The following is a 21,876-nucleotide window of genomic DNA, read 5'->3' as shown; positions in this document are numbered from 1 at the left end:
CAGAAGTGAAACCTGCCTGCGCCGATGGTACTTTGTCTTAAGGCACGGGAGAGTAGGTCACCGCCGGGCCTTCTAAACACAGCTCCATATTCCCTGTTCAACGATTGAATAAACCCCTGACCTTTACTGGTCAGGGGTTTTGTCGTTTCATGCCGGTCTGGTTGCGCGAAAGGCGGTTATATTTCCCGATGCCGTTCGATTTCACGTTCAAGAGCGCGAAGCCGGATCAGGTTTGATGCCGCATCGGCAGTTGTCGAGAGCGCATCGCGTTCCGGCTGGCTCAATGATCTGGGAATTTTATCTATGACGCAGACCGACCCAAGGGCAAAGCCGAGCGGGTCGCGCACGGGGGCCCCGGCATAAAAGCGAAATCCGAAGGGCTCGGACAAGGCCGGATTGGTCGAAAAATGAGGGTCTTTCGTCAGGTCTTCGATAACTGTCAGGTCGTTTTCGTAAAGGGTTTTGTTGCAAAACGCCCAGTCGCGCGGGGTAGAGTCCCCTTCGAAACCCGTGCGGGATTTGAACCACTGTTCCGTCTGGGTTACCAGCGTGAACATGGCAACCGGCGATCGGGTGGCGAATGCGGCCAGATTGACAAGGTTGTCAAAGCTTGCCTCCGGGCCGGAGCCGACAAGGCCGGACTGTCTTACGGCTTCGAGCCGGACGCGCTCGTTCCAGGGGAGCGGATAGCCCGTGGGGGCGGCTCTTTTTTTGGCTGACGCAGTCAGATGTTTGAGGATTGCGGCACTGGTGGCCGCGACATCGGGATAGAGGGGCAATTGCAGCCGGTCATGGCCGATGGGATTGACTGCTTTTTCCGTGTTTTCCGTGTTTTCAACCGATGAGATGATGATTGTCTGCCGGAAGCGCTGATCAGCTTGCAGCTCGGCCAGCAGTTTCCTGTTGTTACCTGACGCGGCATTTTCAATAAGAACAAGCATCGGGCAGGCAAAGGAGAGCCATTTCCGGGCTTCCAGCGCGTCTTCGGTGACGTCCAGTAAAAGACCCGATCCCTTCAGGCCATGTGTGCGCCAGTCGGGAGCCCGGCCTTCGCCCGCGAGGATGATGGCCCGGGCGCTTAGCGGCAGGTATTGTTCGGGCGTGTTGTGTTCCACCAGATCCATGACTGCCTGGCGCGGTATGCGACGATGCCCGCCGGGGGTTTTCCATGAAGGGAGCTGGCCGCTTTCGACCCAGAGCTGGGCGGTTCGTATGGATACGCCCAGAATTTCCGCCGCCTTGGCTGTCGTCAGGATATCTTTCACATCAATCACCCATTTCTTATAAGCAATGAAATAGCAAAATTTGCCAAAAGTGCAAGAAATGGAAAGTTTGACGGCGCGGTTTGATCGTCGCGAGACTGCTTTTGCGCCCTTCTGGCGAGGAAGCTTCCTTATGGCCGAAGGTTGCTGCCTGCGCGATCTTTCCCGGTGGCGTTGCCGTTGGCGCGAGTGTCGGTCATCAAAGGGCAGGTCATTAAGGGTGTGAGGCCGGAAAAGAAAATCTTTCCGGCCTCACGAAAAGCAACAGCGGGGGGCTATGAGGGATCAGGGCGCTGTTGCTTTATTCCGGCGGCAAGTTGCGTATCGTGTGCGGCAAGGATCATGTCCGCAGCACGTTCGCCAATGACAACGCAGGGCGCCATCGTGTTGCCGGTCGTGATGCGCGGCATGATCGAGGCATCGGCGATGCGGAGGTTTTCGATGCCATAGACTCTGAGCCGGGCGTCAACCACGGACATTCTGTCGAGGCCCATTTTTGCGGTACAGGATTGATGCCAGTATGTGACGGCCGAGTTGCGGACAAATTCGACAAGGCCAGCATGATTGCGTGATCGTGGCGCGGTTTCGCCGCGAACCAGCGGGGTGAATGCCGAATGGTTGCCGATTTCGCGGCATAATTCGACCGCGGCAAGGGCTGCTGTCACGTCTTCGGGGGCGCTGAGCGCATTTGGTTCGATAAGCATATTATCGTACATGGTCGGACCGGATAGGCGCAGCCGTCCGCGGCTTTTGGGTTGGGCCAGTCCGGCAAACATTGTCCAGCCATGTTCGGGGGTTTCCAATTCTGCTTCGGCAGGTGAGGGAACGGGGAATTCAAGCTGGCATTGAAGGATGTCGGGTTGCTGGAGGCGGGAGTTGCTTTTCCAGTACACGGTTGCCTCGCATCCGCCGCCGCCGACGTCCTCGGGCTTGCGATATTCCCATGTACAGCCAAAGGCGATGTGATCCTGATGGTTTTGACCGACGCCGGGCAGGTGTTGACGTACCTTGATGCCATGTCTGTTCAGCTCGTCCTCGGGACCGATGCCCGATTGCATCAGCACTTTGGGGGTGTTGACCGCACCAAGAGACAGGATCGTTTCGCAGGTGGCGCGGAACTGTCGGATTTTACCGTCGAGCATGACCTCGACACCGACGGCCTTGTTGCCGTCAAGTATCAGGCTGGAAACAAGCGCGCCGGTCAGGACCGTCAGGTTTGGCTGGTGCATGGCCTTGTAGGTATAAGACCTGAAAACGGACTGGCGTTTGCCATCCTTGATACGCAGATCGGCAATCGCCGCCCCGCCGGTGCATTCCATCATCCGCCCGTTCGGGCTATCGAATACCGGTATGCCCAAAAGACCAGCGGCATCGACCATGGTCTGTGCAATGGGTTGCGGGGAAGAGGGTTGTGCGACATAGGCCGGGCCGCCTTTGCCACGGCGCGCCGGATCCGGTGTGCCCTGCCAGTCTTCGATGCGGCGATAATATTCCAGAACCGATTTATAGCCCCATTCCGGATCACCGGATTTGGCGGCGAAATAGTCCCAGTCCTCTTTGTGGCCGCGCGACCAGACCATCACGTTGATGCTTGATCCGCCGCCCAGTCCCTTGCCCATGCTGAGCGGTAATCTGCGCCCGTTGAGCGATGGGGCGGGTTGCCCCATGAAGCTCCAGTCACGTTCACTGCCAAGGTTTACGGGCCATTGAGCAGGTTCCATGACGGAGGGGGCGGTATCGTCGCCACCGGCTTCGAGCAGCAGGACGCGGATGTTTTCGCGTTCGGCAAGCCGTGCGGCAATGACGCAGCCGCTTGATCCCGCGCCGCAGACGATGAAGTCGTAATGCGAGCGCAGATTGTTGCGCAGTTCATTCTGGTTTCTAAGCACGTCTGTGTGGATCTGTATGTCTTCGCTGATCTGGTTCATGTGAGCCTCCATGACACCGGGTTATGGCAAACAGGAATCTCCATAGGGTGCTGTGTGAAAAGAGGCAACAGAAATTATCAATTTTATCAAAATTATCAAATTTGAACTAAAATTCCGTGTTTGATGATCTGTGGCGCGGGTGAGGTTTTTGTCCTGTCTGATGCAGGCGTCCGGCAGGAGGGAGAAAGCCGTGAAATGGGGGCTAATTAATTGTTTTAAAAAGATTATTTCTTGGATGTGATTCGGCGCCATTTGACGGGTTCATGGTGGTCGTGTGAGGTTTTTGTTGCCAGTAATTGTGGCTTGGGAGGAAGAGTGGTGATCACCTGAAAGTGATAATAATGATGGAAATGAAATTGAGTTTTCGGGTTTTGGGGGCGGCTGACGAGGTCTGATTTCGGATTCCCGATATCGGAGTCCGCTTATCCGCGTCGGGGATTTTGCGGTGCGAGTCCGGTGTTTGTTCGACGCACGTGAGGTGATGATTTCACGCGTCCGTGATGAAATGCCGGGAAACTCTCACACTGACTTGATATTTCGTGTGCCGAAGTTGCAATGACGATGATCCGCCCGCCTGCTACCAGAAAGACATCGCCAACACCGGCGATCGGGTTTCACGCAAGAGGGATGACATCATGAAAAATGCATTGGTATTGGGCGCAGCGCTGACGGCGGCTGTTTCGCTTGCTTCTGTTCATTCTGCGCAGGCAGAGGGTGCCAAGGAGAAATGCTTTGGCGTATCGCTTGCCGGGCAGAATGACTGTGCCGCCGGGCCGGGCACCACATGTGCCGGGACATCGAAAGTTGATTATCAGGGCAATGCCTGGAAGCTGGTCCCGGCCGGGACATGCGCGGATATGAGCTTTACGACGGCTGATGGGCGCAAGGTTATGGGAAGCCTTGAGGCGCTTGAGCGCGATCTGCCGAAGTCCTGATGTGATCATGCCGATCCGCCAATGCGGGTCGGCATCCTTTTTTCGGGGGCTTGCCATGATCAATAGCCAAAGCAGCAACAGATTGCCAAATCGGGCCGGTGTCGGCTTCAAGGGCGAACACGCCGATGACGTGATCGGCCAGCCCAAGCAGGTCGGCTGGTTTGAAATCCATCCGGAAAATTACATGGTGGCCGGTGGGCCGCGCCTGGCGGTGCTCGAAGCCTTGTGCGCCGATTATCCATTATCGATGCACGGGGTTGGACTGTCCCTTGGCGGCGGGGAGAGGCTTGATCCCCACCATCTGGCCGATCTCAAGCGTCTGGTGGATCGGTTTGAGCCCGCGATGCTGTCGGAACATATTGCATGGTCAAGCCATGACGGGCTTTACATGGCCGACCTTTTGCCAACACCGATGACGCAAAAGTCGCTTGATCAGTTGGTTGAGGCGATTGACGAGGTGCAGGTGGCAACGGGCCGTAAAATCCTGATTGAAAATCCGACCTCGTATCTTGCATTGCCGCAAAATTCGATCCCGGAAATCGACTTTATTACCGAAGCCGCGCGACGTTCGGGCTGCGGGCTTCTGATTGATGTAAACAACATTTACATTTCGGCCTGCAATCTGGATTTTGACGCGGGGGATTATATCGATGCGATCCCCGGTGATCTGATCGGGGAAATCCATCTGGCCGGGCATGAGGTGGATGCCAATGCTGATGAGAAGGTTCTGATTGATACCCATTCCCGACCGGTAGCCGATCCGGTCTGGGAGCTGTTTGATCGGTTGATTGCGCGGATTGGCGCGCGGCCGACCCTGATTGAATGGGATAATGATATGCCCGATTGGGCGACGCTTCGGGCCGAGGCGGCGCTTGCGGACCGGCATATTGCGCGGTTTTCGGGGGTTGACCCCTTGCGGGTGGTGTCATGAGCGACGTTGAGGCTTTTCAGGTGGAATTTTCCCGCGCGTTGATGGCAGGCGACCCGTCGGCGCGGCCTGTGGGCCTTGACCCCGCGATGGCGGGACGGTTTGCGATTTATCGCAACAATGTCCATCGCGGGCTTGGTGATGCGTTGATCGCGGCCTATCCGGTGGTGGCGAAGCTGGTGGGGGAAGATTTCTTTCGGGCGATGGCGCAGGCGTTTTTCCGGGGCGAGAAAGCACGCCCCGGGTCGCTTGCGCTTTATGGGGCCGGTTTTGCCGATTTCATTGATGGTTTCGATGTCGCGGCGTCAGTGCCGTATCTTTCCGATATGGCGCGGCTGGAACGCGCAAGGCTGGAAGCCCTGCATGCGGCCGATGATGCGGTGACCACGTCGGAAATGCTGCAAGGCATTGTGAATGATCTGGCGTCGGTTGCCTTTGTGCGTCATTCGGCCTGCTTTCTTGTGCGGTCCGGTTTTCCCATCCATGCGATCTGGCAATGCCAGCAGGAAGGGTCGGAAAAGCGGCCTATTGTGCAATGCGGGGAAAATATCCTGATCACCCGGCCTGACATGACGGTGCAGCAAATCCTGCTGGACGATGCCGGGGCTATTTTTGCAGGAAGGCTTTTGGATCAGGCACAGGTTGCCGATGCCTTTGCTGCCGCAATCGCCCGCGATCCGCAATTTGATGTGACATCCACCTTTGCCCAACTGATTGCCGCCGGGGCGTTTGCCGGTTTGAGGGAGACATAAAATGCAAACAGCGATCAAAAGAATGACAGGGCTGCATAGGTGCCTGTTTGGTGCACTTGAAGCGCGGACCGATGGCTGGTTCATCGGGCTTTCGGCAAGGGTGTGGTTTGCCGCGATTTTACTGCCTTATTACTTCAATAGCGCAATGACCAAGGTGGCGGGGGATAGTTTCCCCAGTGCCGGGGCGTTTGCGCAGATCGTGCCGTCGATTGCCGATCAGCATTTATATGACACGGCAGCCATTCCGTTTTTCCCTTGGCATATCATTGTGATTGCCGGGACTTTGGCGGAATTCGTTTTGCCGGTTCTGATCGTGCTGGGGCTGTTTACGCGTTTGGGGGCGCTTGGCATGATCGGGTTTGTGGCGGTGCAGACCGTGGTGGATATCACAGCCCACGGTGCGGCGGCGGGCGCGCTTTTTGACGGGCAGCCCGATCAGTTGATCGATCAGCGGATGCTATGGGTTTTTGTGTTGCTGATGCTGGCGATCAAGGGGGCGGGTAAATTTTCGCTTGATCATGTTCTGGGGCGGCGTGCGCGCGACGGATGAGGTTATTTGGCGATCAGAAGCGCCCGATGGTCGCTTTCGGCGCGGAGCGTTGCCAGATATTCCTGACTGACGTCATGGACTGACATGATGTGGGCGTAAAGCAGTTCTTCGGCGGCCTTGTGATCGCCACGCAGGATGGCATCGACGATGCCCTGATGTTCCTCGTGCGAGGAGGCGAGGCGGGGCAGGCTGTTGAATTGTACCCGGCGGAAGGGGGCGACCCGCCGACGCACGGCCTGGGTGACTTCGACCAGCACGTCATTATGGGTTCCGGCATAGATCGCATTGTGAAATTCACGGTTCTGGCTTTCATAAGCCGGGCTGTCACCCGAGCGCATGGCATGGGCCAGTTCGTGATGCAGTTCTTCGAGCGCGTGGCGTTCGCCACTTGTCATGCGTTTGGCAGCCAACCGCCCGCAGGTTGCTTCGAGTTCGGCCATGCTTTCAAACATCGCGGTCAATCGTTCCGGCGTTGCCAGCGAGACATAAACCCCGCGATTGGGGATTTTTTCGGCAAGTTCGGTCGCGGTCAGCAATTGCAGGGCTTCGCGGACCGGGGTGCGAGACACGCCAAAGCGTTTTGCAAGCTGGGTTTCTTCAAGCCGGGCACCGGGAACAAGCACGCCGGTGACAATATCGTCTTCGAGAGACTGGCAGAGTTTTTGCGCAATGCCGACCGGTTCGGGTGAAGGTTGCGGGGCCTGCTGCAGATGGATCATGTGCCGTTTCGACCCTTTGATCTTGTTGTTGATTGATGCTCGGTGCTCTTTTCGTGCTTTTTTGGCACCCTATACATCCGATGTATACATGATATTTCCCGCAAAATCCAAGCGCAACTGTCGCGTGCAGGATTCCGTCCCCGGCGTCACCCTGCAATATGTTTAATTAATATGCATATATGTAGTGCAGCAATTAAATATGATTAAAAAATAAACAGCAAAAGAAAGTCTGTTGAGGTCTGAAATAAGTTAACTTATTGAAATATAACAGATGGCACGTCGGTTGCACGGTGTATACATAATGCGGGCCAAGATCCGTTCGATGATATTATCCGCGTATTGCGCTTTCTCTATCAGGGAGACACCGATGACCAACCTTAAAAGACGCGACTTTCTGACGAAATCGGCACTCGGCACGGCGGTAGTCGGGGCGGCGGCCGGGGCGGCTGTTTTTGCGACGCCGCATATCGCGCGTGCCCAGGAGAGCTTTAACTGGAAGATGACCAACGCCTATGGTCCGGGTTCGCCGTTTTACGTGACCGGCCCGGGCAGCCCCGAGGATTTCTGCAAACGTGTGACGGAAATGTCGAGCGGGCGTCTGAACATCCAGCATTTTGCCGCTGGTGAACTGATCCCCGCCCTTGAAGGCTTTGACGCCGTTCAGGCCGGTACGGTCGAGATGAATGCGGCCAATGCCTATTTCTGGGCGGGCAAGATTTTTGCCGCACAGTATTTCACCACCGTTCCGTTTGGTTTGAATTTCCAGGGAATGAATGCGTGGCTGTATCATGCGGGCGGGCTTGAGCTTTGGCATGAACTGTATCAGCCCTATGGCCTGATTGCGTTCCCGATGGGCAATACCGGCGTTCAGATGACCGGCTGGTTCCGCGAACCGATTGAAAGCCTTGATGATTTCAATGGCCTGAAAATGCGTATTCCGGGTCTTGCCGGCAAGGTCTATCAGCAGATCGGGGTTGAGGTGAAGCTGCTTCCGGGCGGCGAGATTTTCCCGGCCCTTGAACGTGGCGTGATTGATGCCGCCGAGTTTGTCGGCCCGTATCAGGACCGTCGTCTGGGCCTTCAGAAGGCCGCGAAATATTACTACACCACCGGCTGGCACGAACCGTCCAACGTGACCGAGCTTCTGATCAATCAGAAAGCATGGGAAAGCCTTCCGGCCGATCTTCAGGCGATTGTCAAAAACGCCGCACAGGCGTGCAACCTTGACAGTCATTCCTGGTGCGAGGCCAACAATGCCGCAGCCCTTCGTGATCTGGTCGAGAATGAGGGCGTTATCGCCCAGACCCTGCCTGATGATGTCGTCAACAAGCTTAAAGGCATCACCAACGACACGCTGGAAGCCGAAGCGGCCAAGGATCCGCTGACCAAGAAGGTCCATGACGCATTCATGGCGTTCCGCGATACACACCGTGAATGGGCGGCGGTGAGTGAAAAGCCCTATCACGGTATCATTTCATCCAAAGACGGGATGAGCTGATATGAATTCGACCCGTACTGAATCGCTGGCAGAACCGCTTCCCGACCGTGTGTTGGGATATATCGTCGATTTTGCCGGATGGGCGGCCGCGTTAAGCGGTCTTGCGCTTGTTCTGGTGGTCGGCGGCAATGTGCTGCTGCGCTATGTGTTCAATACCGGCAGTGTAGCCATGCAGGAACTTGAATGGCATCTGGTGTCGCCGATTGCCCTTTTGGGGATGGCATATGGCATGCGGCATGGCGGCCATGTACGGGTCGATTTTCTTTATGACCGGCTAAGTGACCGGGCACGCGCGATGATTGATCTGTTTTCGGCGGTGCTGATGGTCATTCTTGGTGCGGCGATCATCTGGTTTGCCATTCCCTATGTGAACCAGTCGATCATGATGGGCGAGGGATCACCTGATCCGGGGGGATTGCCGTATCGTTTCCTGCTTAAGGCATTTATCCCGGTCGGGTTCGGGTTGCTTTTCGTGCAGGCAATCGCGCAGGCCCTGATCAATTTCCGGCAAGTGGCCGTGGCGGGGCAAGCCGCCGATGAGCCCGAAGATGCCGGTTACGCCACCCATAAAACCGCCACTGAAGTGCCTGGGGAATAATCGAACATGACTGGTAATGAATGGCTGGCCATTGGCATGGTCGGCGGCTTTTTTGGCTTCCTCGTGCTTGGGGTGCCGGTGGCGATATCGCTTGCGATTTCGGGTTTTGCCTTTGGCATTCTGGGATTTGGTACCGGGCTTTTTAACCTGCTGCCCGCGCGCATTTACGGGGTTGTGACCAACTATACGCTTCTGGCCCTGCCGCTTTTCATCTTCATGGGGGTGATGCTTGAAAAGTCGAAACTGGCCGAGGAACTGATTGATGTGATCGGCCATGCCATGGGCCGCCTTCGTGGCGGCATGGGGCTTGCGATTGTGATTGTCGGGGTTCTGATGGGGGCGTCTTCGGGTGTGGTCGGGGCGACGGTGGTGACGGTCGGGTTGCTGTCGTTACAGCCGCTGATCAATCGCGGTTATAACAAGGGGGTGGCGTGCGGTGTGATTTGCGCATCGGGCACACTTGGGCAGATCATCCCGCCAAGCCTTGTCCTGATCCTGCTTGCCGATATTCTGGGGGAGTCCGTTGGGACGCTTTTTGCAGCGGCAATGGTGCCGGGGCTGATCCTTGCCGGGATGCTCGCCCTTTATCTTGTCCTTCTGGGGATTTTCAAGCCCGACATGGTGCCAGCGATCCCGCAGGATGAACGCGATGCGCTCGCCACCCGTGACCTTGTGCTCAAGATCGCCAAGGTCGTGCTGCCGCCGCTGGCACTTGTTTTTGCGGTTCTTGGGTCGATTGTTGGCGGGATTGCCGCCCCGACAGAAGCCGCATCGATGGGCGCACTTGGTGCGCTGCTTCTGGCGCTGTTTACCGGGCGGCTTAATTTCGGGGTGATGCGCGATGTGTTGCGCGATACCCTGATCACCAGTGCCATGGTGTTTTTCATCCTGATCTGCGCGCAGCCCTTCGGCCTTGCCTTCCGGGGGCTGGGTGGCGAGGGACTGGTGCATGCCATGTTTGAATGGGTGCCGGGGGGCGATATGGGCAACCTTCTGTTCATGATGGCGGTGATCTTCGTTCTTGGGTTCTTCCTTGAATGGATCGAGATTTCCTATATCGCGCTGCCGATGTTTTTGCCGGTGTTCATGAATAGCGGCATCGACATGGCGTGGCTTGCGATCCTTGTGGCGATGAACCTGCAGACCAGCTTCCTGACACCGCCCTTTGGCTGGGCGCTGTTCTTCCTGAAAGGTGTTGCGCCAAAATCGGTGTCGACCATGGATATCTATCGCGGGGTCATTCCGTTTATCGGTATTCAGGCACTGGCCCTTGTGCTGCTGTTCATCTTCCCGGAACTGACAAGCTGGTTGCCCGATCTTATAGGCTGGTAGGCAACAGGTAGGTCCTGATCCGAAAATATCAGGCGATTTGTCCACGATGTGAAAATCGCCTGATACCCGGATCATTTTCACGATAGATTTCAAAGAACAACAGGGCATGCCGGACAAACGGCATGCCAAAGATTTTTGCGCCATCAGGAGGCCCCGAAATGCTTAGAACCAGAACAAGCCTTGGCGGGATGGTCACCGCCCCGCATCATCTGGCTGCCCAGGCCGGGCGCGACGTGTTGCGCGATGGCGGCAACGCGGTCGAGGCAATGATTGCAGCCGCCGCCACCATTGCGGTTGTCTATCCGCATATGAATGCGATTGGCGGTGACGGGTTCTGGCTGATTGCCGAACCGGGCAAGGACCCGGTGGCGATCCGGGCATGTGGCGGGGCGGCAGGGCTGGCGAGCCCGGAATTTTATCGTGACCTCGGGCATGACAAAATCCCGGCGCGCGGGCCCTTGGCGGCATTGACCGTGGGCGGGGCGATTGGTGGTTGGATGGAGGCCGCAAAAATCGCGCAGAAAATGGGCGGAACATTGCCCATCGCGCGGCTTGTGGCAGATGCCGTGCATCATGCGCGGACCGGTGTGCCGATCACGAAATCGCAGCATGAACTGACGCGCGGTAAACTGCCGGAACTTCTGGGTGCGCCGGGTTATGTTGCAGCCTATGCCGCGAATGGTGTACCCGAAATTGGCGATGTGTTGAAACAGCCCGCCCTTGGCGCGACGTTGGAACGGCTTGGCACCGTCGGGCTTGATGATTTTTACCGGGGCGATATCGCGCGCGCCAATGCCAAGGGGCTTGAGGCGGCGGGAAGTCCGCTTCGGTTATCCGATTTTGAAGCCTATCACGCCAAAACCATCACACCGCTTTCGGTGAAGCTATCAAGCGGCACCGTTTTCAATATGGTGCCACCAACGCAGGGGGCGGCGTCGCTGATGATCCTTGGCCTGTTTGACCGGCTGGGTGTGAAAACGGGCGAGGGATTTGGTCATATCCACGGCGTGATTGAGGCGACCAAACGCGCCTTTATCAAACGCGATGCTCATATCGGCGATCCGGGGCGGATGAATATTGATCCGATGTCGCTTTTAAGTGATGCGATGCTGGATGCCGAGGCGGCAAAGATCGATATGAAAACCGCACTGCCCTGGCCGCATATCGCCAAGCCAGGCGATACGATCTGGATGGGGGCGACAGATAAAAACGGCACGGTCGTCAGTTATATCCAGAGCATTTTCTGGGAATTCGGATCGGGCGTTGTGGTGCCCGAAACCGGGGTGCTGTGGCAGAACCGCGGGGCGAGCTTTACACTGCATGACGGCCCCAACCAGCTTGGCCCCGGCCGGTTGCCGTTCCATACGCTCAACCCGGCGATGGCGCGGCTGAACAATGGCGATGTGCTGACATACGGCACAATGGGGGGCGAGGGACAGCCGCAAACCCAGGCGGCGGTGTTTACCCGTAGTGTCCTGTTCGGGCAGGATTTGCAGGAGGCGATTACCGCGCCGCGCTGGTTGCTTGGCCGGACATGGGGCGCGGAAACCACAACCCTCAAACTCGAAAACCGGTTTGACCCGGCCCTGATCACGCAGCTTGAAAAAGCCGGTCATGCGGTTGAGGTTATCGGTGATTTCGAAGACATGATGGGCCATGCTGGCGGCATTTTGCTGCGCGCCAATGGGGTTATGGAAGGGGCCACCGATCCGCGGGCGGATGGGGTGGTTGCGGCGCTTTGAGTTTGTTGTACACGTGTTTGAATGGCGAAAAGGCCCCGCAATTGCGGGGCTTATGCTGTCAGGAAAACTCCCACTCGATCACATGCCGGTAAGTCTCGCCCGGATTGAGCCACGGGCTCGGGAAGTCCGGGCGGTTGGGGCTGTCGGGGAAGGTTTGGGGTTCGAGGGCGATGCCGCCGGATTTGTGAAGGGTTTTGCCGTCGGGGGTTTTCATTGCGTCGGTGAAATGCTGGGAGAGGTAAAATTGCAATCCGGCCTCGGTTGAGAACAGTTTCATCGTCCGGCCACTGTCGGGATCGGACAGGGTGGCGATCTGTTTAAGCAGGCCCCGCGCGCCATTGAGGCAGAAATTGTGGTCAAAGCCCTGATCGGCATTCAGAAGGTTCTGTGCGATCACGGTGGGGTTTCTGAAATCGTAACCGGTTCCCGCCACATCCTTGCGCCCCGAAAGCGGGATCAGGCGATCATCAATCGGAAGATAGGCATCGGCATCGATTTCAAGGATATGCAGGGCCGCGCATTTATCAAACCGCCCTGTGAGGTTCCAATAGGCATGGCTGGTCATGTTGACCGGGCAGGTCTGATCGCAGGTCGCCGTGATTTCAAGACGCAAGCGATTTTCAGCGACAATTGAATAGGTTGCGGTCGCCGCGAAATTCCCCGGATAGCCTTGATCCCCATCCGGGCTTTCGAGGTGAAAGGCGATTTCGTGATCGGTGTTTTGCGTGACGGACCAGTCGTGCCGGTCAAAGCCGGTAACGCCACCATGCAGGTGCGTCGGGCCTTCGTTGGCGGCCAGTGTCACCCGGTCACCATTCGGGGCGATATAGGCCGAATTGGCGATGCGGTTGGCATAGCGCCCGCACACCGCACCGATATAGCTGTCATGGGTGGCATAGGCATCATCGTCGGGCAGGCCGACGGTGATGTTGGTTTCCGTGCCGTCGTCATTGCGCAGCCAAAATTCCCGGATGCGGGCCCCATAGGGGGAGAGCAGGATTCGCATTTTTGCGGTCCTGATCTGCAGGGTTCCGGCGGGTGCCGGGTGCATCGGGATTGCGGTCGGATTTTTGGACATGTCGCCTCGTTTCATCTGGAAGTCCCTGTTTTATTTTGACTTTGCGGGTTTTTGGGCCGCTGTCAACCGCGCTTTCTGCGCGAAAGTGGGGAGGCGCATTTAGGCCGTTGAGTTCCTTCAAATCATATTGTATTACTATATGGCTTTTAGCAATAAAACAGCCTTTAGGGAGGAAATAATGAAAAGTCTCAAGCAGCTTGCGGTGTCGACGGCGGCCCTTGGTGTTGCACTTGGTCTGTCCTTTGCGGCACAGGCTGAAATGATGATCGGCTTCTCGCAGATCGGGTCGGAAAGCGGCTGGCGCACGTCCGAGACGGCATCGATCAAGGCCGAAGCGGAAAAGCGCGGCATTGATCTGAAATTCTCGGATGCGCAGCAGAAACAGGAAAACCAGATCAAGGCAGTCCGTTCCTTCATCGCCCAGGGCGTTGATGGCATTCTGCTGGCACCGGTTGTTGAAACCGGCTGGGATCAGGTGCTTCAGGAAGCCAAGGATGCCGGTATTCCCGTCGTTCTGGTTGACCGTGGCGTTGCCGCCGATGAAAGCCTGTATCTGACCAAGGTTGCATCCGACTTCGTGGTCGAAGGCGCACTTGCCGCCGCATGGCTGGCGGCGGAAACCAATGGTGTCTGCGATGTGGTCGAGCTTCAGGGCACTGTTGGCTCGTCGGCTGCCAATGACCGCAAGGAAGGTTTTGAGTCCGTTGTCGGCAATTTCCCGGGGATCAATATCATCCGGTCCCAGTCGGGCGATTTCACCCGTTCGGGCGGCAAGGAAGTCATGGAAAGCTTCCTGAAAGCCGAAGATGGCGGCAAAAACATCTGTGCGGTTTATGCGCATAATGATGACATGGCGCTGGGGGCGGTGCAGGCGATCAAGGAAGCCGGTCTGAACCCGGGTGATGATATCCTGATCGTATCGATTGATGCGGTTCCCGATATCTTCAAGGCGATGGCCGATGGCGACACCAACGCCACCATCGAACTGAACCCGCATCTTGGCGGACCTTCCTTTGATGCGATTGCCGCTGCCAAAGAAGGCAAGGAAGTACCGAAATGGATCAAGGCCAATGGTCCGCTTTATCTGCCTGATACCGCTGCCGAAGAATACAAAATGCGCAGCAAGTAAGGCCGTTATCCACGACCGTGCGCCTTACCGTGCGGTTGGGGTGACGCAACTGGCGTGATGTCTGAACGCATCCTTGTCGATGGCAAGGGTGCGTTCGGCCACATCCGGCCAGCGAACATAAAGGGAGAGGGGCTATCCATGTCTGAAAAGACGCAATCCGTGCTGTCAGTACGCGGGGCGGGAAAGTTTTTTCCCGGCGTCAAAGCCTTGCAAGATGTCGATTTCGATTTGCGATCCGGTGAAATTCACGCGCTTCTGGGTGAAAACGGTGCCGGGAAATCGACGCTGATCAAGGTGATTACCGGGGTTCATCCGCGCGATGCCGGAACCGTCCTGCTTGACGGGCAGGAAATCCATCCAAATCATCCGGGTGATGCGCAGGCGCTGGGCATTTCGACGGTTTATCAGGAAGTGAACCTGGTTCCGACGCTGTCGGTTGCCGAAAACCTGATGCTGGAACGCCAGACATTGAAATTCGGGTTTATTTCGTGGAAGAAAACCGAAAGCGATGCCAAGGCAGCGCTTGAAACGCTGGGGCTTGATATTGATGTCAACCGGCCGCTTGGGTCCTATTCGGTGGCGATCCAGCAATTGGTCGCGATTGCACGTGCGGTTGCACTGGATGCGCGGGTTCTGATCCTTGACGAACCAACCGCAAGTCTTGATGCCGAGGAAATCCGCACCCTGTTTCGCATCATGAACGAATTGCGCGCCAAGGGGCTTGGCATTGTGTTTGTCACCCATTTCCTGGATCAGGTTTACGCAATCACGGACCGCATCACGGTCCTGCGCAACGGGCGGCTTGTCGGGACGTTTGTCACCAAGGAACTGGCCCAGATTGACCTGATCAATCACATGCTGGGCCGGGAACTGGCCGAGGTCAGTTCGCACCGCCATCAGGATGAAAGCAATTTCACCGGCAAGGGCCGCCAGATCCAGATCAAGAATCTGGGTAAAAAACGCGTGCTGGAGCCAGTGACGCTTGACCTTTCGGGCGGCGAGATTGTTGGTCTTGCCGGGCTTCTGGGATCAGGCAGGACGGAGCTTTCGGAGCTTATCTTCGGGGCGAAAAAGGCCGATAGCGGCCTTGTGTTCCTTGACGGGGAGCCGGTGATGCTGCGGTCCCCGCGCCATGCCATCCGGTCGGGTTTCGGGCTTTGCCCCGAGGACCGCAAACAGGATGGCATTGTTGCCGAGCTTAGCGTGCGCGAAAACATCATGCTGGCGCTTCAGGGGCGGCGGGGCTGGCTGCGCCCGATTGCACGCGCCGAGCAGCAGAAAACCGCCGATGAGATGATCAGGGCGCTGGGTATTGCGACACCCGATAGTGAGAAACCCGTCGGGCAACTGAGCGGTGGCAATCAGCAGAAGGTCATTCTGGCGCGGTGGCTGGTGTCCAAGCCGATTTTCCTTATTCTTGACGAGCCGACACGCGGCATTGATGTGGGCGCGCATGCCGATATCATCAAGCTGATCAAGGAGCTTTGTGACGAGGGGCTGGCCCTGCTGGTGGCGTCATCTGAGCTTGAGGAAATCGTTGCCTTTGCCGACCGGGTGGCGGTGATGCGCGACCGCCAAAAGGTTTCCGAACTGACGGGTGCCGAAATCACGCAGGACAGGATCATCGAGGCGATTGCACGATGACCAGCTTGCAGGACAGAAAGAAATTACGGGAAAGCAGCACCATGTCTGCATCTTCTTTGCTGAGCCGGCAGTGGTTTGGCCCGGTGGCGGCCCTTGTGCTGATCATTCTGGGTATCGGGATCATATCGCCGGACTTTTTTGATATCCGCATTGTTGACGGGCATCTTTACGGATCGCTTGTCGATGTGGTGCATCGCGGCGCGTCAACCGCCCTTGTGGCAGTCGGCATGGCGGTGGTCATCGGCACGCGGGGCATTGATCTTTCGGTGGGTTCGGTGATTGCGATTTCAGCCGCCGTCATGGCGGTCCTGATCCGTGATACCGATCTGCATCCCGCCGTCATCATTCTGGCAGCCCTTGGGGCCGGGGTGCTTTGCGGGCTGTGGAACGGGATGCTGGTGGCCTATCTTGATATCCAGCCAATCATCGCGACCCTGATCCTGATGGTGGCCGGGCGCGGGATCGCGCAGATGATCACCGATGGGCAGATCGTGACCTTCCACGGGGCGTTTTTCGAAGGGATCGGCAGCGGGTATCTGCTGGGCATTCCGTGGCGGGTGATCATTGCCGCGGTGGTGATTGGTGCGCTTTACGCAGTGATGCGCAAAACCGCCCTTGGCCTGTTTGTTGAATCGGTTGGCGGCAATGCGCGCGCCAGTCGGCTTGCGGGTATTGATGCGCGCGGGATCAAGCTTCTGGCTTATGCGATTTCGGGGCTGTGTGCGGCCTTTGCCGGGATCATTATTGCCGCTGATATCCGGGGGGCGGATGCCAATAATGCCGGGCTGTGGCTTGAACTGGATGCCATTCTGGCGGTTGTTATTGGCGGTGCGTCGCTGATGGGCGGGCGGTTCTTTATCGGCATGACGGTGATCGGTGTTCTGATCATTCAGTCGCTGACCACGGGTATTTTGCTATCGGGTCTGCCGTCGCAATATACCCTGATCGTCAAGGCGGCGGTGGTGATGGTGGTTCTGCTGGTGCAGGCGCCGAAATCACGCGAACTGGCGGGCAAGGCGTGGGAAAAGATCGGCAGCCGGAAGGTGCGGGGGAATTCCGATGAAAATTAATGAACGTTATTACCCGTTGCTCGCCACGTTGGCGGTGCTGGCCCTGCTTTACGGTTACGGGATTGCCGAACATCGGGCGTTTTCAGATACTTATGTTCTGGGTGCGCTTCTGACCGATAATGCGTTTCTGATCATTACCGCGGTCGGCATGACATTCGTCATCCTGTCGGGCGGGATTGATCTTTCGGTTGGGTCGATGATTGCCTTTGTCGGGGTTCTGATGGCCGAACTTGTCACCGGGTTTGGCATGCATCCCTTGGTGGCGGTGGTGATTTCGATTGCGGTTGGCACGCTTTTCGGGGCCTTCATGGGGGTGATTATCGCCAAGTTCGATATCCAGCCCTTTATCATCACCCTGGCGGGGATGTTTTTCCTGCGCGGGATGTGCTTCCTGATCAACCTTGATTCCGTGCCGATTGATCATCCGTTTGTTGCCGATTTCAGCGGATTTAAAATTCCGCTGCCCGGGCGTGGCTGGATCAGTGCGGCGGCGTTGCTGATGCTGATTACGGTGATTGCCGGGGTGGTGATTGCGCATTACACCCGGTTCGGGCGCAATGTTTATGCGATTGGCGGGGATCGTCAGTCGGCTGAATTGCTGGGCATTCCGGTGCAGGGAACGATCATCCGGGTTTACACTTTATCGGGATTTTTCAGTGCCTTGGCCGGGGTTGTCTTCGCGTTTTATACCGCGTCGGCCTATCCGTTGGCAGCGGTCGGGGTGGAGCTTGATGCGATTGCGGCGGTGGTGATTGGCGGGACGCTTCTGACCGGGGGCATGGGCTTTGTGGTGGGCACGTTCTTTGGCGGGATCATCATGGGGGTGATCCAGACCCTGATCGCGTTTGACGGGTCGCTCAATAGCTGGTGGACCAAGATCATGATCGGGGCGCTTCTGTTTGGCTTTATCGTGCTGCAACGCCTGATTACACGGTCATTTTCGGGGATGCGGGCCGGGGCGGGGTGATCTGAAACTGGTCACGTCATAGCGTAAAATTCGGGCCGGGGCGGTGTTGCTGCTTCGGCCCGAATTGTTTTCAGGGGCGGTGATTCCGGCGGTCAGAATGCGGGGTTTGGGGCCGGTTTTTATGAAGTTATTTTTCATAATCGATCCGATTTTTCAATTTTGGTGAATAATGGATCGGTGAGGGGCGTGTCGAGGATCGCGCGCGGCCATTCCAGGCGCGAAAAACCGGCTTTTATTTGTATGAGGAATAGGGGATTTGGCCGTCCCGAGGCAAAAAGCGGCTTTTTATTTGTATGAGGAATACAAAAGGGGCCGTCCCGATGACAGCCCCGTTTTTGTCTTTTGCCGCGGTCTGGGCGCGATGACATCGGCCGGGCCCGTAAGTCGGGTATCAGAGCGGTATCACAGCGATATCACAGACCGGTCAAAGACCGGTCAAAGCAGTATCAAAGACCAATCACGTCCCAGTCATGTTCGCTTTTCATGCCGAGCTGCTGGCGGAGTTGCAGCATGGTGCGGCTGAGCAGGTTGCGCATGGCTTCGCGGGCGTCGCCGGGTTCGCGGTGCGCGATGGCGCGATACACCGCGAAATGGTCGGGCAGGGATTTGACATGCGCCTTTGGCCCGCCCGAAGACAGGCGGAATGAACCGATCAGGGCGGTTTCAATCAGCATGCCGAACGATTTCATGAAATCATTGCCCGACGCATCCAAAATCGCCTGATGGAAAATCAGGTCGGTGATATAGACGGCCTCGGTCCCGAGTTCGGCATTTTCCATGCCGGTATAGGCGGCCTCGATCGTGGCGAGCTGTTCCTCGGTCGCGCGTTCGGCGGCCATGGCGGCGGTGTTGGGCTCGATGATCATGCGGGTTTCAAACAGGCCATAGAGAAACGCCGGATCGGGATCGGGGAAATGCCAGGACAGAACATCGGGATCAAGCAGGTTCCAGCTTTTGCGCGGTTTGACGCGGGTGCCGGTTTTCGGCCGGCTTTCGATCAGCCCCTTGGCCGAGAGGATCTTGATGGCTTCGCGGAGCGCGGTTCGCGAGACATCGAGCGATTCACTCAAGGCCGCCTCGGTCGGAAGGACATCGCCCGGTGCCAGCTTGCCCGAGACGATCCGGGTTCCCAGATCATGGGCAACGATGCTGTGCAGGCTGCGCCTTGCATAGGTTCTTGACATGGACGATGGCATTCAAATTCCTCCGGTGCGGTCTTTTGATATCTGCGGACGGCGGTGGCTGGATCGGTGACCGCACTCTGACATTATTCATATAATATGAATTTATTTTAAGGGCAACTTCTGCGCGCCCGATAATGCCTTGTGCTGCAACGCATATAATTATTTCGGTGCGGTTTTTCGGGGACTGTTTGCACCACATCAGAGGTGTCATTTTTATAGACCACTTATCACCAAACAAGAAGCAATCAGTTGAGTGTTGTATCAGGCCTGATTTTGCCGGTTTGCGGCTTGACAGCAAGCGACATCCTGATAATTAATGTTATTGTATGAAGAATAAAAGAACAAGACTGTCAGGAGGAAGCGGCCCATCGCGCGGGACCGGGTATCGTAAACGGGTATCATAATCCGGCCCGAAAGAGGTGCGATTGTGGATTTTCGCATGCATCCATGCGGTGATCATCCCATGCGATGCCCCATCAAGTATCCCGTACAGTATTTTGGGCGGGGTGCATCCTGCCAGTTTAACCCTGATCCCGATCATGGCGTGCCGGACGGACCGGTACCCGGAGGGGATCGGCACATAAAGACCAGATAACGGGAGAGCCGACGATCATGTCCGATCGCATGCCAACGAACTATACCAGCCTTGCCGATAAATCGGTTTTCATTACCGGCGGTGCCACGGGCATTGGCGAGGCGCTTGTCACCGCCTTTGTCGAGCAGGGGGCGAAGGTCGCCTTTGTCGACATTGCCGAGGAAGCAGGCCATGCGCTTGTTGAAAAGCTGGGTAAGGATGCCAAGAACAAGCCGCTTTTCATCACATGCGACATTACCGATATCAGGGCGCTTCAGGATGCGGTGGCAACGGCGGCCAAGGCCAACGGCCCGATCACGGCACTGCTTAACAATGCCGCCAATGACACCCGCCATAAATGGCAGGACGTGACGCCGGAATACTGGGATGAACGCCAGGCGATCAATATCCGCCCGTCGTTTTTTGCCATTCAGGCGGTCGCCCCGATGATGCAGAAGGCCGGTGGGGGCGCGATTGTCAATTTCGGGTCGGTGAGCTGGATGATGGGGCAGGGCGGCATGCCGGGCTATACCACGGCAAAGGCCGCAACCCATGGGCTTACACGCGGCATGGCGCGTGACCTTGGCAAGGATGGCATCCGGGTCAATACGCTTGTGCCCGGCTGGGTCATGACGCAGCGCCAGCTTGACCTTTGGGTCGATGAAGCCGCCGAGCGCGAGATTGACGAGCGCCAGTGCCTTAAGAACAAGGTGATGCCGCAAGACATCGCGCGCATGGCGCTTTTCCTGACCTCGGATGAAAGCCGCATGGTCACGGCACAGAACTTTATCGTTGATGGCGGCTGGGTCTGATCGCGGTCTGATTGACCGGACAATACCCCCGATTTTACGAACAGCGACATTATCAGGACAGATTTCATGAGACTGGTTCAATACAAGGATACCGCCGGGGCGCAGCATGTGGCCGTGGTCGAGGATGCCAAAACCCTGACCCCGCTCAAGGCGGTTGCCTCCACGCGCGAGCTTGCCAGCATCGCGATTTCGCAAGGGGTCACGATGATCGAGGCGGCCAAGGCCCGCTTGGGCGACACCAGCGTTGATTATGACGCGGTCGCGAAATCCGGCCGGTTGTTGCCGCCGATCACCCATGCCGATCCGGCGCATTTCCTTGTCACCGGTACGGGGTTGACCCACCTTGGCTCTGCGTCGGCCCGGGCGAACATGCACAAGGCCGATAACAAGGCCGCCGATGAAACGGATTCCATGAAGATGTTTCGCATGGGGGTCGAGGGCGGCAAGCCCAACGCGGGCGAACAGGGCGTGCAGCCGGAATGGTTTTACAAGGGGGATGGATCGGTCGTGGCCAATCCGGGCGCGGATATCCCAAGCCCGTCCTTTGCCCTTGATGGCAGCGAGGAACCCGAAATTGCCGCGATTTACGTGATTGACCCCGAAGGCACCCCGGTGCGCATCGGCTTTGCGATTGGCAACGAGTTTTCCGACCATGTGATGGAACGCCAGAATTACCTTTATCTGGCGCATTCGAAACTGCGTGCGTGTGCGATGGGGCCGGAACTGCTTCTGGGCGATCTGCCAAGCCATGTTGAGGGCACGTCGCGCGTCTATCGCGATGGCAAGGTGATTTGGGAAAAACCGTTCCTGAGTGGCGAGGACAATATGTCTCACTCTCTCGCCAATCTTGAATATCATCACTTCAAATATGATCTGTTCTGCCGCCCGGGCGATGTGCATGCGCATTTCTTTGGCACGGCGACGCTTAGCTTTGCCGATGGCATCAAAACGCAGGATGGCGACGAATTCGAGATCGAGGCCGCCCCGTTTGGCCGCGCATTGCGCAACCGTTTGAAAACGCAGGCGGAACGCAAGGTGAAGATCAGGTCGATCTGATTGATCGGATCGATCTAACGGCCAAAGGGATATCAGGGTTTTACCAAGGGGCCACGATAAAAGCCCCGTCTCCCTCCAGAGCACTTCGTGCCCCGGCTCATGTTATTGGGCCGGGGTT

Annotated in this window: 19 protein-coding genes; 14 read left to right on the top strand and 5 right to left on the bottom strand. The window is 57.1% G+C overall.

Annotation, left to right across the window (positions count from 1 at the left end; genetic code table 11):
- Positions 1-176: 176 nt before the first annotated feature.
- Both ABIE64_RS20830 and ABIE64_RS20825 read right to left on the bottom strand, forming a co-directional pair.
- Positions 177-1,265, bottom strand: coding sequence for a helix-turn-helix domain-containing protein (locus ABIE64_RS20830; protein WP_354378494.1), 1,089 nt, complete (start codon positions 1,263-1,265; stop codon positions 177-179).
- Positions 1,266-1,537: 272 nt separating this feature from the next.
- Positions 1,538-3,190, bottom strand: a complete 1,653-nt coding sequence (locus ABIE64_RS20825) for a GMC family oxidoreductase (RefSeq protein ID WP_354378493.1) — start codon at positions 3,188-3,190, stop codon at positions 1,538-1,540.
- Positions 3,191-3,825: 635 nt separating this feature from the next.
- Here ABIE64_RS20825 and ABIE64_RS20820 point away from each other — a divergent pair.
- Genes ABIE64_RS20820 through ABIE64_RS20805 form a run of 4 tightly spaced genes read left to right on the top strand, consistent with a single transcriptional unit; the run spans position 3,826 to position 6,355 of the window.
- Positions 3,826-4,125 carry a BufA1 family periplasmic bufferin-type metallophore gene (locus ABIE64_RS20820; protein WP_063092010.1) on the top strand — a complete coding sequence of 100 codons (300 nt, stop codon included), beginning with the start codon at positions 3,826-3,828 and terminating at the stop codon, positions 4,123-4,125.
- 55 nt (positions 4,126-4,180) lie between these two features.
- Positions 4,181-5,056, top strand: a complete 876-nt coding sequence (gene bufB, locus ABIE64_RS20815) for an MNIO family bufferin maturase (protein ID WP_354378492.1) — start codon at positions 4,181-4,183, stop codon at positions 5,054-5,056.
- Positions 5,053-5,805: an HvfC/BufC family peptide modification chaperone gene (locus tag ABIE64_RS20810; protein ID WP_354378491.1), complete on the top strand. Its 753-nt coding sequence runs from the start codon at positions 5,053-5,055 to the stop codon at positions 5,803-5,805. Before bufB ends, ABIE64_RS20810 begins: the two co-directional genes overlap by 4 nt.
- Positions 5,806-5,827: 22 nt before the next feature.
- Positions 5,828-6,355 (top strand): DoxX family protein, encoded by a 528-nt coding sequence (locus ABIE64_RS20805; RefSeq protein ID WP_354378490.1) that lies wholly within the window; start codon positions 5,828-5,830, stop codon positions 6,353-6,355.
- A gap of 2 nt (positions 6,356-6,357) precedes the next feature.
- Here the strand turns inward: ABIE64_RS20805 and ABIE64_RS20800 are convergent, their stop codons facing one another.
- Positions 6,358-7,074, bottom strand: coding sequence for a GntR family transcriptional regulator (locus tag ABIE64_RS20800; protein ID WP_063091818.1), 717 nt, complete (start codon positions 7,072-7,074; stop codon positions 6,358-6,360).
- Between the two features lie 367 nt (positions 7,075-7,441).
- On the opposite strand from ABIE64_RS20800, the gene ABIE64_RS20795 reads away from it, so the two are divergent.
- From ABIE64_RS20795 to ABIE64_RS20780, 4 genes are all read left to right on the top strand, one after another.
- A complete protein-coding gene (locus ABIE64_RS20795) occupies positions 7,442-8,572 on the top strand; it encodes a TRAP transporter substrate-binding protein (RefSeq protein ID WP_074624814.1) in 1,131 nt (376 codons plus the stop codon).
- A 1-nt stretch (position 8,573) separates the two neighbouring features.
- On the top strand, positions 8,574-9,170 hold the full coding sequence (locus ABIE64_RS20790; RefSeq protein WP_354378489.1) for a TRAP transporter small permease subunit: 597 nt from the start codon (positions 8,574-8,576) through the stop codon (positions 9,168-9,170).
- A 6-nt stretch (positions 9,171-9,176) separates the two neighbouring features.
- The gene (locus ABIE64_RS20785; protein WP_354378488.1) at positions 9,177-10,502 is read left to right on the top strand and encodes a TRAP transporter large permease; all 1,326 of its coding nucleotides are present in this window, start codon (positions 9,177-9,179) and stop codon (positions 10,500-10,502) included.
- Positions 10,503-10,660: 158 nt separating this feature from the next.
- Entirely contained in the window at positions 10,661-12,244 is a 1,584-nt protein-coding gene (locus ABIE64_RS20780; protein ID WP_354378487.1) for a gamma-glutamyltransferase family protein, read from the top strand.
- 58 nt (positions 12,245-12,302) lie between these two features.
- On the opposite strand, the gene ABIE64_RS20775 is transcribed toward ABIE64_RS20780, so the two are convergent.
- Positions 12,303-13,295 (bottom strand): aldose epimerase family protein, encoded by a 993-nt coding sequence (locus ABIE64_RS20775; RefSeq protein ID WP_354378495.1) that lies wholly within the window; start codon positions 13,293-13,295, stop codon positions 12,303-12,305.
- 205 nt (positions 13,296-13,500) lie between these two features.
- Here ABIE64_RS20775 and ABIE64_RS20770 point away from each other — a divergent pair, with 205 nt between their 5' ends.
- The 4 genes from ABIE64_RS20770 (at position 13,501) to yjfF (ending at position 18,132) form a co-directional block, all read left to right on the top strand.
- Positions 13,501-14,451, top strand: a complete 951-nt coding sequence (locus tag ABIE64_RS20770) for an ABC transporter substrate-binding protein (protein WP_063091823.1) — start codon at positions 13,501-13,503, stop codon at positions 14,449-14,451.
- Between the two features lie 138 nt (positions 14,452-14,589).
- The gene (locus ABIE64_RS20765) at positions 14,590-16,095 is read left to right on the top strand and encodes a sugar ABC transporter ATP-binding protein (RefSeq protein WP_007092503.1); all 1,506 of its coding nucleotides are present in this window, start codon (positions 14,590-14,592) and stop codon (positions 16,093-16,095) included.
- 41 nt (positions 16,096-16,136) lie between these two features.
- The gene (locus ABIE64_RS20760) at positions 16,137-17,165 is read left to right on the top strand and encodes an ABC transporter permease (protein ID WP_051682342.1); all 1,029 of its coding nucleotides are present in this window, start codon (positions 16,137-16,139) and stop codon (positions 17,163-17,165) included.
- Positions 17,155-18,132: a galactofuranose ABC transporter, permease protein YjfF gene (yjfF, locus tag ABIE64_RS20755; RefSeq protein ID WP_062953028.1), complete on the top strand. Its 978-nt coding sequence runs from the start codon at positions 17,155-17,157 to the stop codon at positions 18,130-18,132. The genes ABIE64_RS20760 and yjfF overlap by 11 nt, the downstream gene beginning before the upstream one ends.
- 446 nt (positions 18,133-18,578) lie before the next feature.
- Here the strand turns inward: yjfF and ABIE64_RS20750 are convergent, their stop codons facing one another.
- Positions 18,579-19,328 (bottom strand): FadR/GntR family transcriptional regulator, encoded by a 750-nt coding sequence (locus tag ABIE64_RS20750; protein ID WP_082822678.1) that lies wholly within the window; start codon positions 19,326-19,328, stop codon positions 18,579-18,581.
- Positions 19,329-19,928: 600 nt separating this feature from the next.
- Here ABIE64_RS20750 and ABIE64_RS20745 point away from each other — a divergent pair.
- Both ABIE64_RS20745 and araD1 read left to right on the top strand, forming a co-directional pair.
- A complete protein-coding gene (locus tag ABIE64_RS20745; RefSeq protein WP_354378486.1) occupies positions 19,929-20,702 on the top strand; it encodes an SDR family NAD(P)-dependent oxidoreductase in 774 nt (257 codons plus the stop codon).
- A gap of 66 nt (positions 20,703-20,768) precedes the next feature.
- Entirely contained in the window at positions 20,769-21,758 is a 990-nt protein-coding gene (araD1, locus tag ABIE64_RS20740) for an AraD1 family protein (RefSeq protein ID WP_354378485.1), read from the top strand.
- Positions 21,759-21,876 lie beyond the last annotated feature (118 nt).

The sequence above is a fragment of the Thalassospira sp. MBR-102 genome, from assembly GCF_040549275.1.
Classification (GTDB): Bacteria; Pseudomonadota; Alphaproteobacteria; order Rhodospirillales; family Thalassospiraceae; genus Thalassospira; species Thalassospira xiamenensis.
This window is presented reverse-complemented; position numbering and strand designations above follow the sequence as displayed.

Excerpts from the sequence above, each read along its gene's own strand:
- ABIE64_RS20825 (WP_354378493.1), bottom strand. The coding sequence starts at position 3,190 with ATGAACCAGATCAGCGAAGACATACAGATCCACACAGACGTGCTTAGA.
- ABIE64_RS20820 (WP_063092010.1), top strand. The coding sequence starts at position 3,826 with ATGAAAAATGCATTGGTATTGGGCGCAGCGCTGACGGCGGCTGTTTCG.
- bufB (WP_354378492.1), top strand. The coding sequence starts at position 4,181 with ATGATCAATAGCCAAAGCAGCAACAGATTGCCAAATCGGGCCGGTGTC.
- ABIE64_RS20810 (WP_354378491.1), top strand. The coding sequence starts at position 5,053 with ATGAGCGACGTTGAGGCTTTTCAGGTGGAATTTTCCCGCGCGTTGATG.
- ABIE64_RS20805 (WP_354378490.1), top strand. The coding sequence starts at position 5,828 with ATGACAGGGCTGCATAGGTGCCTGTTTGGTGCACTTGAAGCGCGGACC.
- ABIE64_RS20800 (WP_063091818.1), bottom strand. The coding sequence starts at position 7,074 with ATGATCCATCTGCAGCAGGCCCCGCAACCTTCACCCGAACCGGTCGGC.
- ABIE64_RS20795 (WP_074624814.1), top strand. The coding sequence starts at position 7,442 with ATGACCAACCTTAAAAGACGCGACTTTCTGACGAAATCGGCACTCGGC.
- ABIE64_RS20790 (WP_354378489.1), top strand. The coding sequence starts at position 8,574 with ATGAATTCGACCCGTACTGAATCGCTGGCAGAACCGCTTCCCGACCGT.
- ABIE64_RS20785 (WP_354378488.1), top strand. The coding sequence starts at position 9,177 with ATGACTGGTAATGAATGGCTGGCCATTGGCATGGTCGGCGGCTTTTTT.
- ABIE64_RS20780 (WP_354378487.1), top strand. The coding sequence starts at position 10,661 with ATGCTTAGAACCAGAACAAGCCTTGGCGGGATGGTCACCGCCCCGCAT.
- ABIE64_RS20775 (WP_354378495.1), bottom strand. The coding sequence starts at position 13,295 with ATGCACCCGGCACCCGCCGGAACCCTGCAGATCAGGACCGCAAAAATG.
- ABIE64_RS20770 (WP_063091823.1), top strand. The coding sequence starts at position 13,501 with ATGAAAAGTCTCAAGCAGCTTGCGGTGTCGACGGCGGCCCTTGGTGTT.
- ABIE64_RS20765 (WP_007092503.1), top strand. The coding sequence starts at position 14,590 with ATGTCTGAAAAGACGCAATCCGTGCTGTCAGTACGCGGGGCGGGAAAG.
- ABIE64_RS20760 (WP_051682342.1), top strand. The coding sequence starts at position 16,137 with ATGTCTGCATCTTCTTTGCTGAGCCGGCAGTGGTTTGGCCCGGTGGCG.
- yjfF (WP_062953028.1), top strand. The coding sequence starts at position 17,155 with ATGAAAATTAATGAACGTTATTACCCGTTGCTCGCCACGTTGGCGGTG.
- ABIE64_RS20750 (WP_082822678.1), bottom strand. The coding sequence starts at position 19,328 with ATGCCATCGTCCATGTCAAGAACCTATGCAAGGCGCAGCCTGCACAGC.
- ABIE64_RS20745 (WP_354378486.1), top strand. The coding sequence starts at position 19,929 with ATGTCCGATCGCATGCCAACGAACTATACCAGCCTTGCCGATAAATCG.
- araD1 (WP_354378485.1), top strand. The coding sequence starts at position 20,769 with ATGAGACTGGTTCAATACAAGGATACCGCCGGGGCGCAGCATGTGGCC.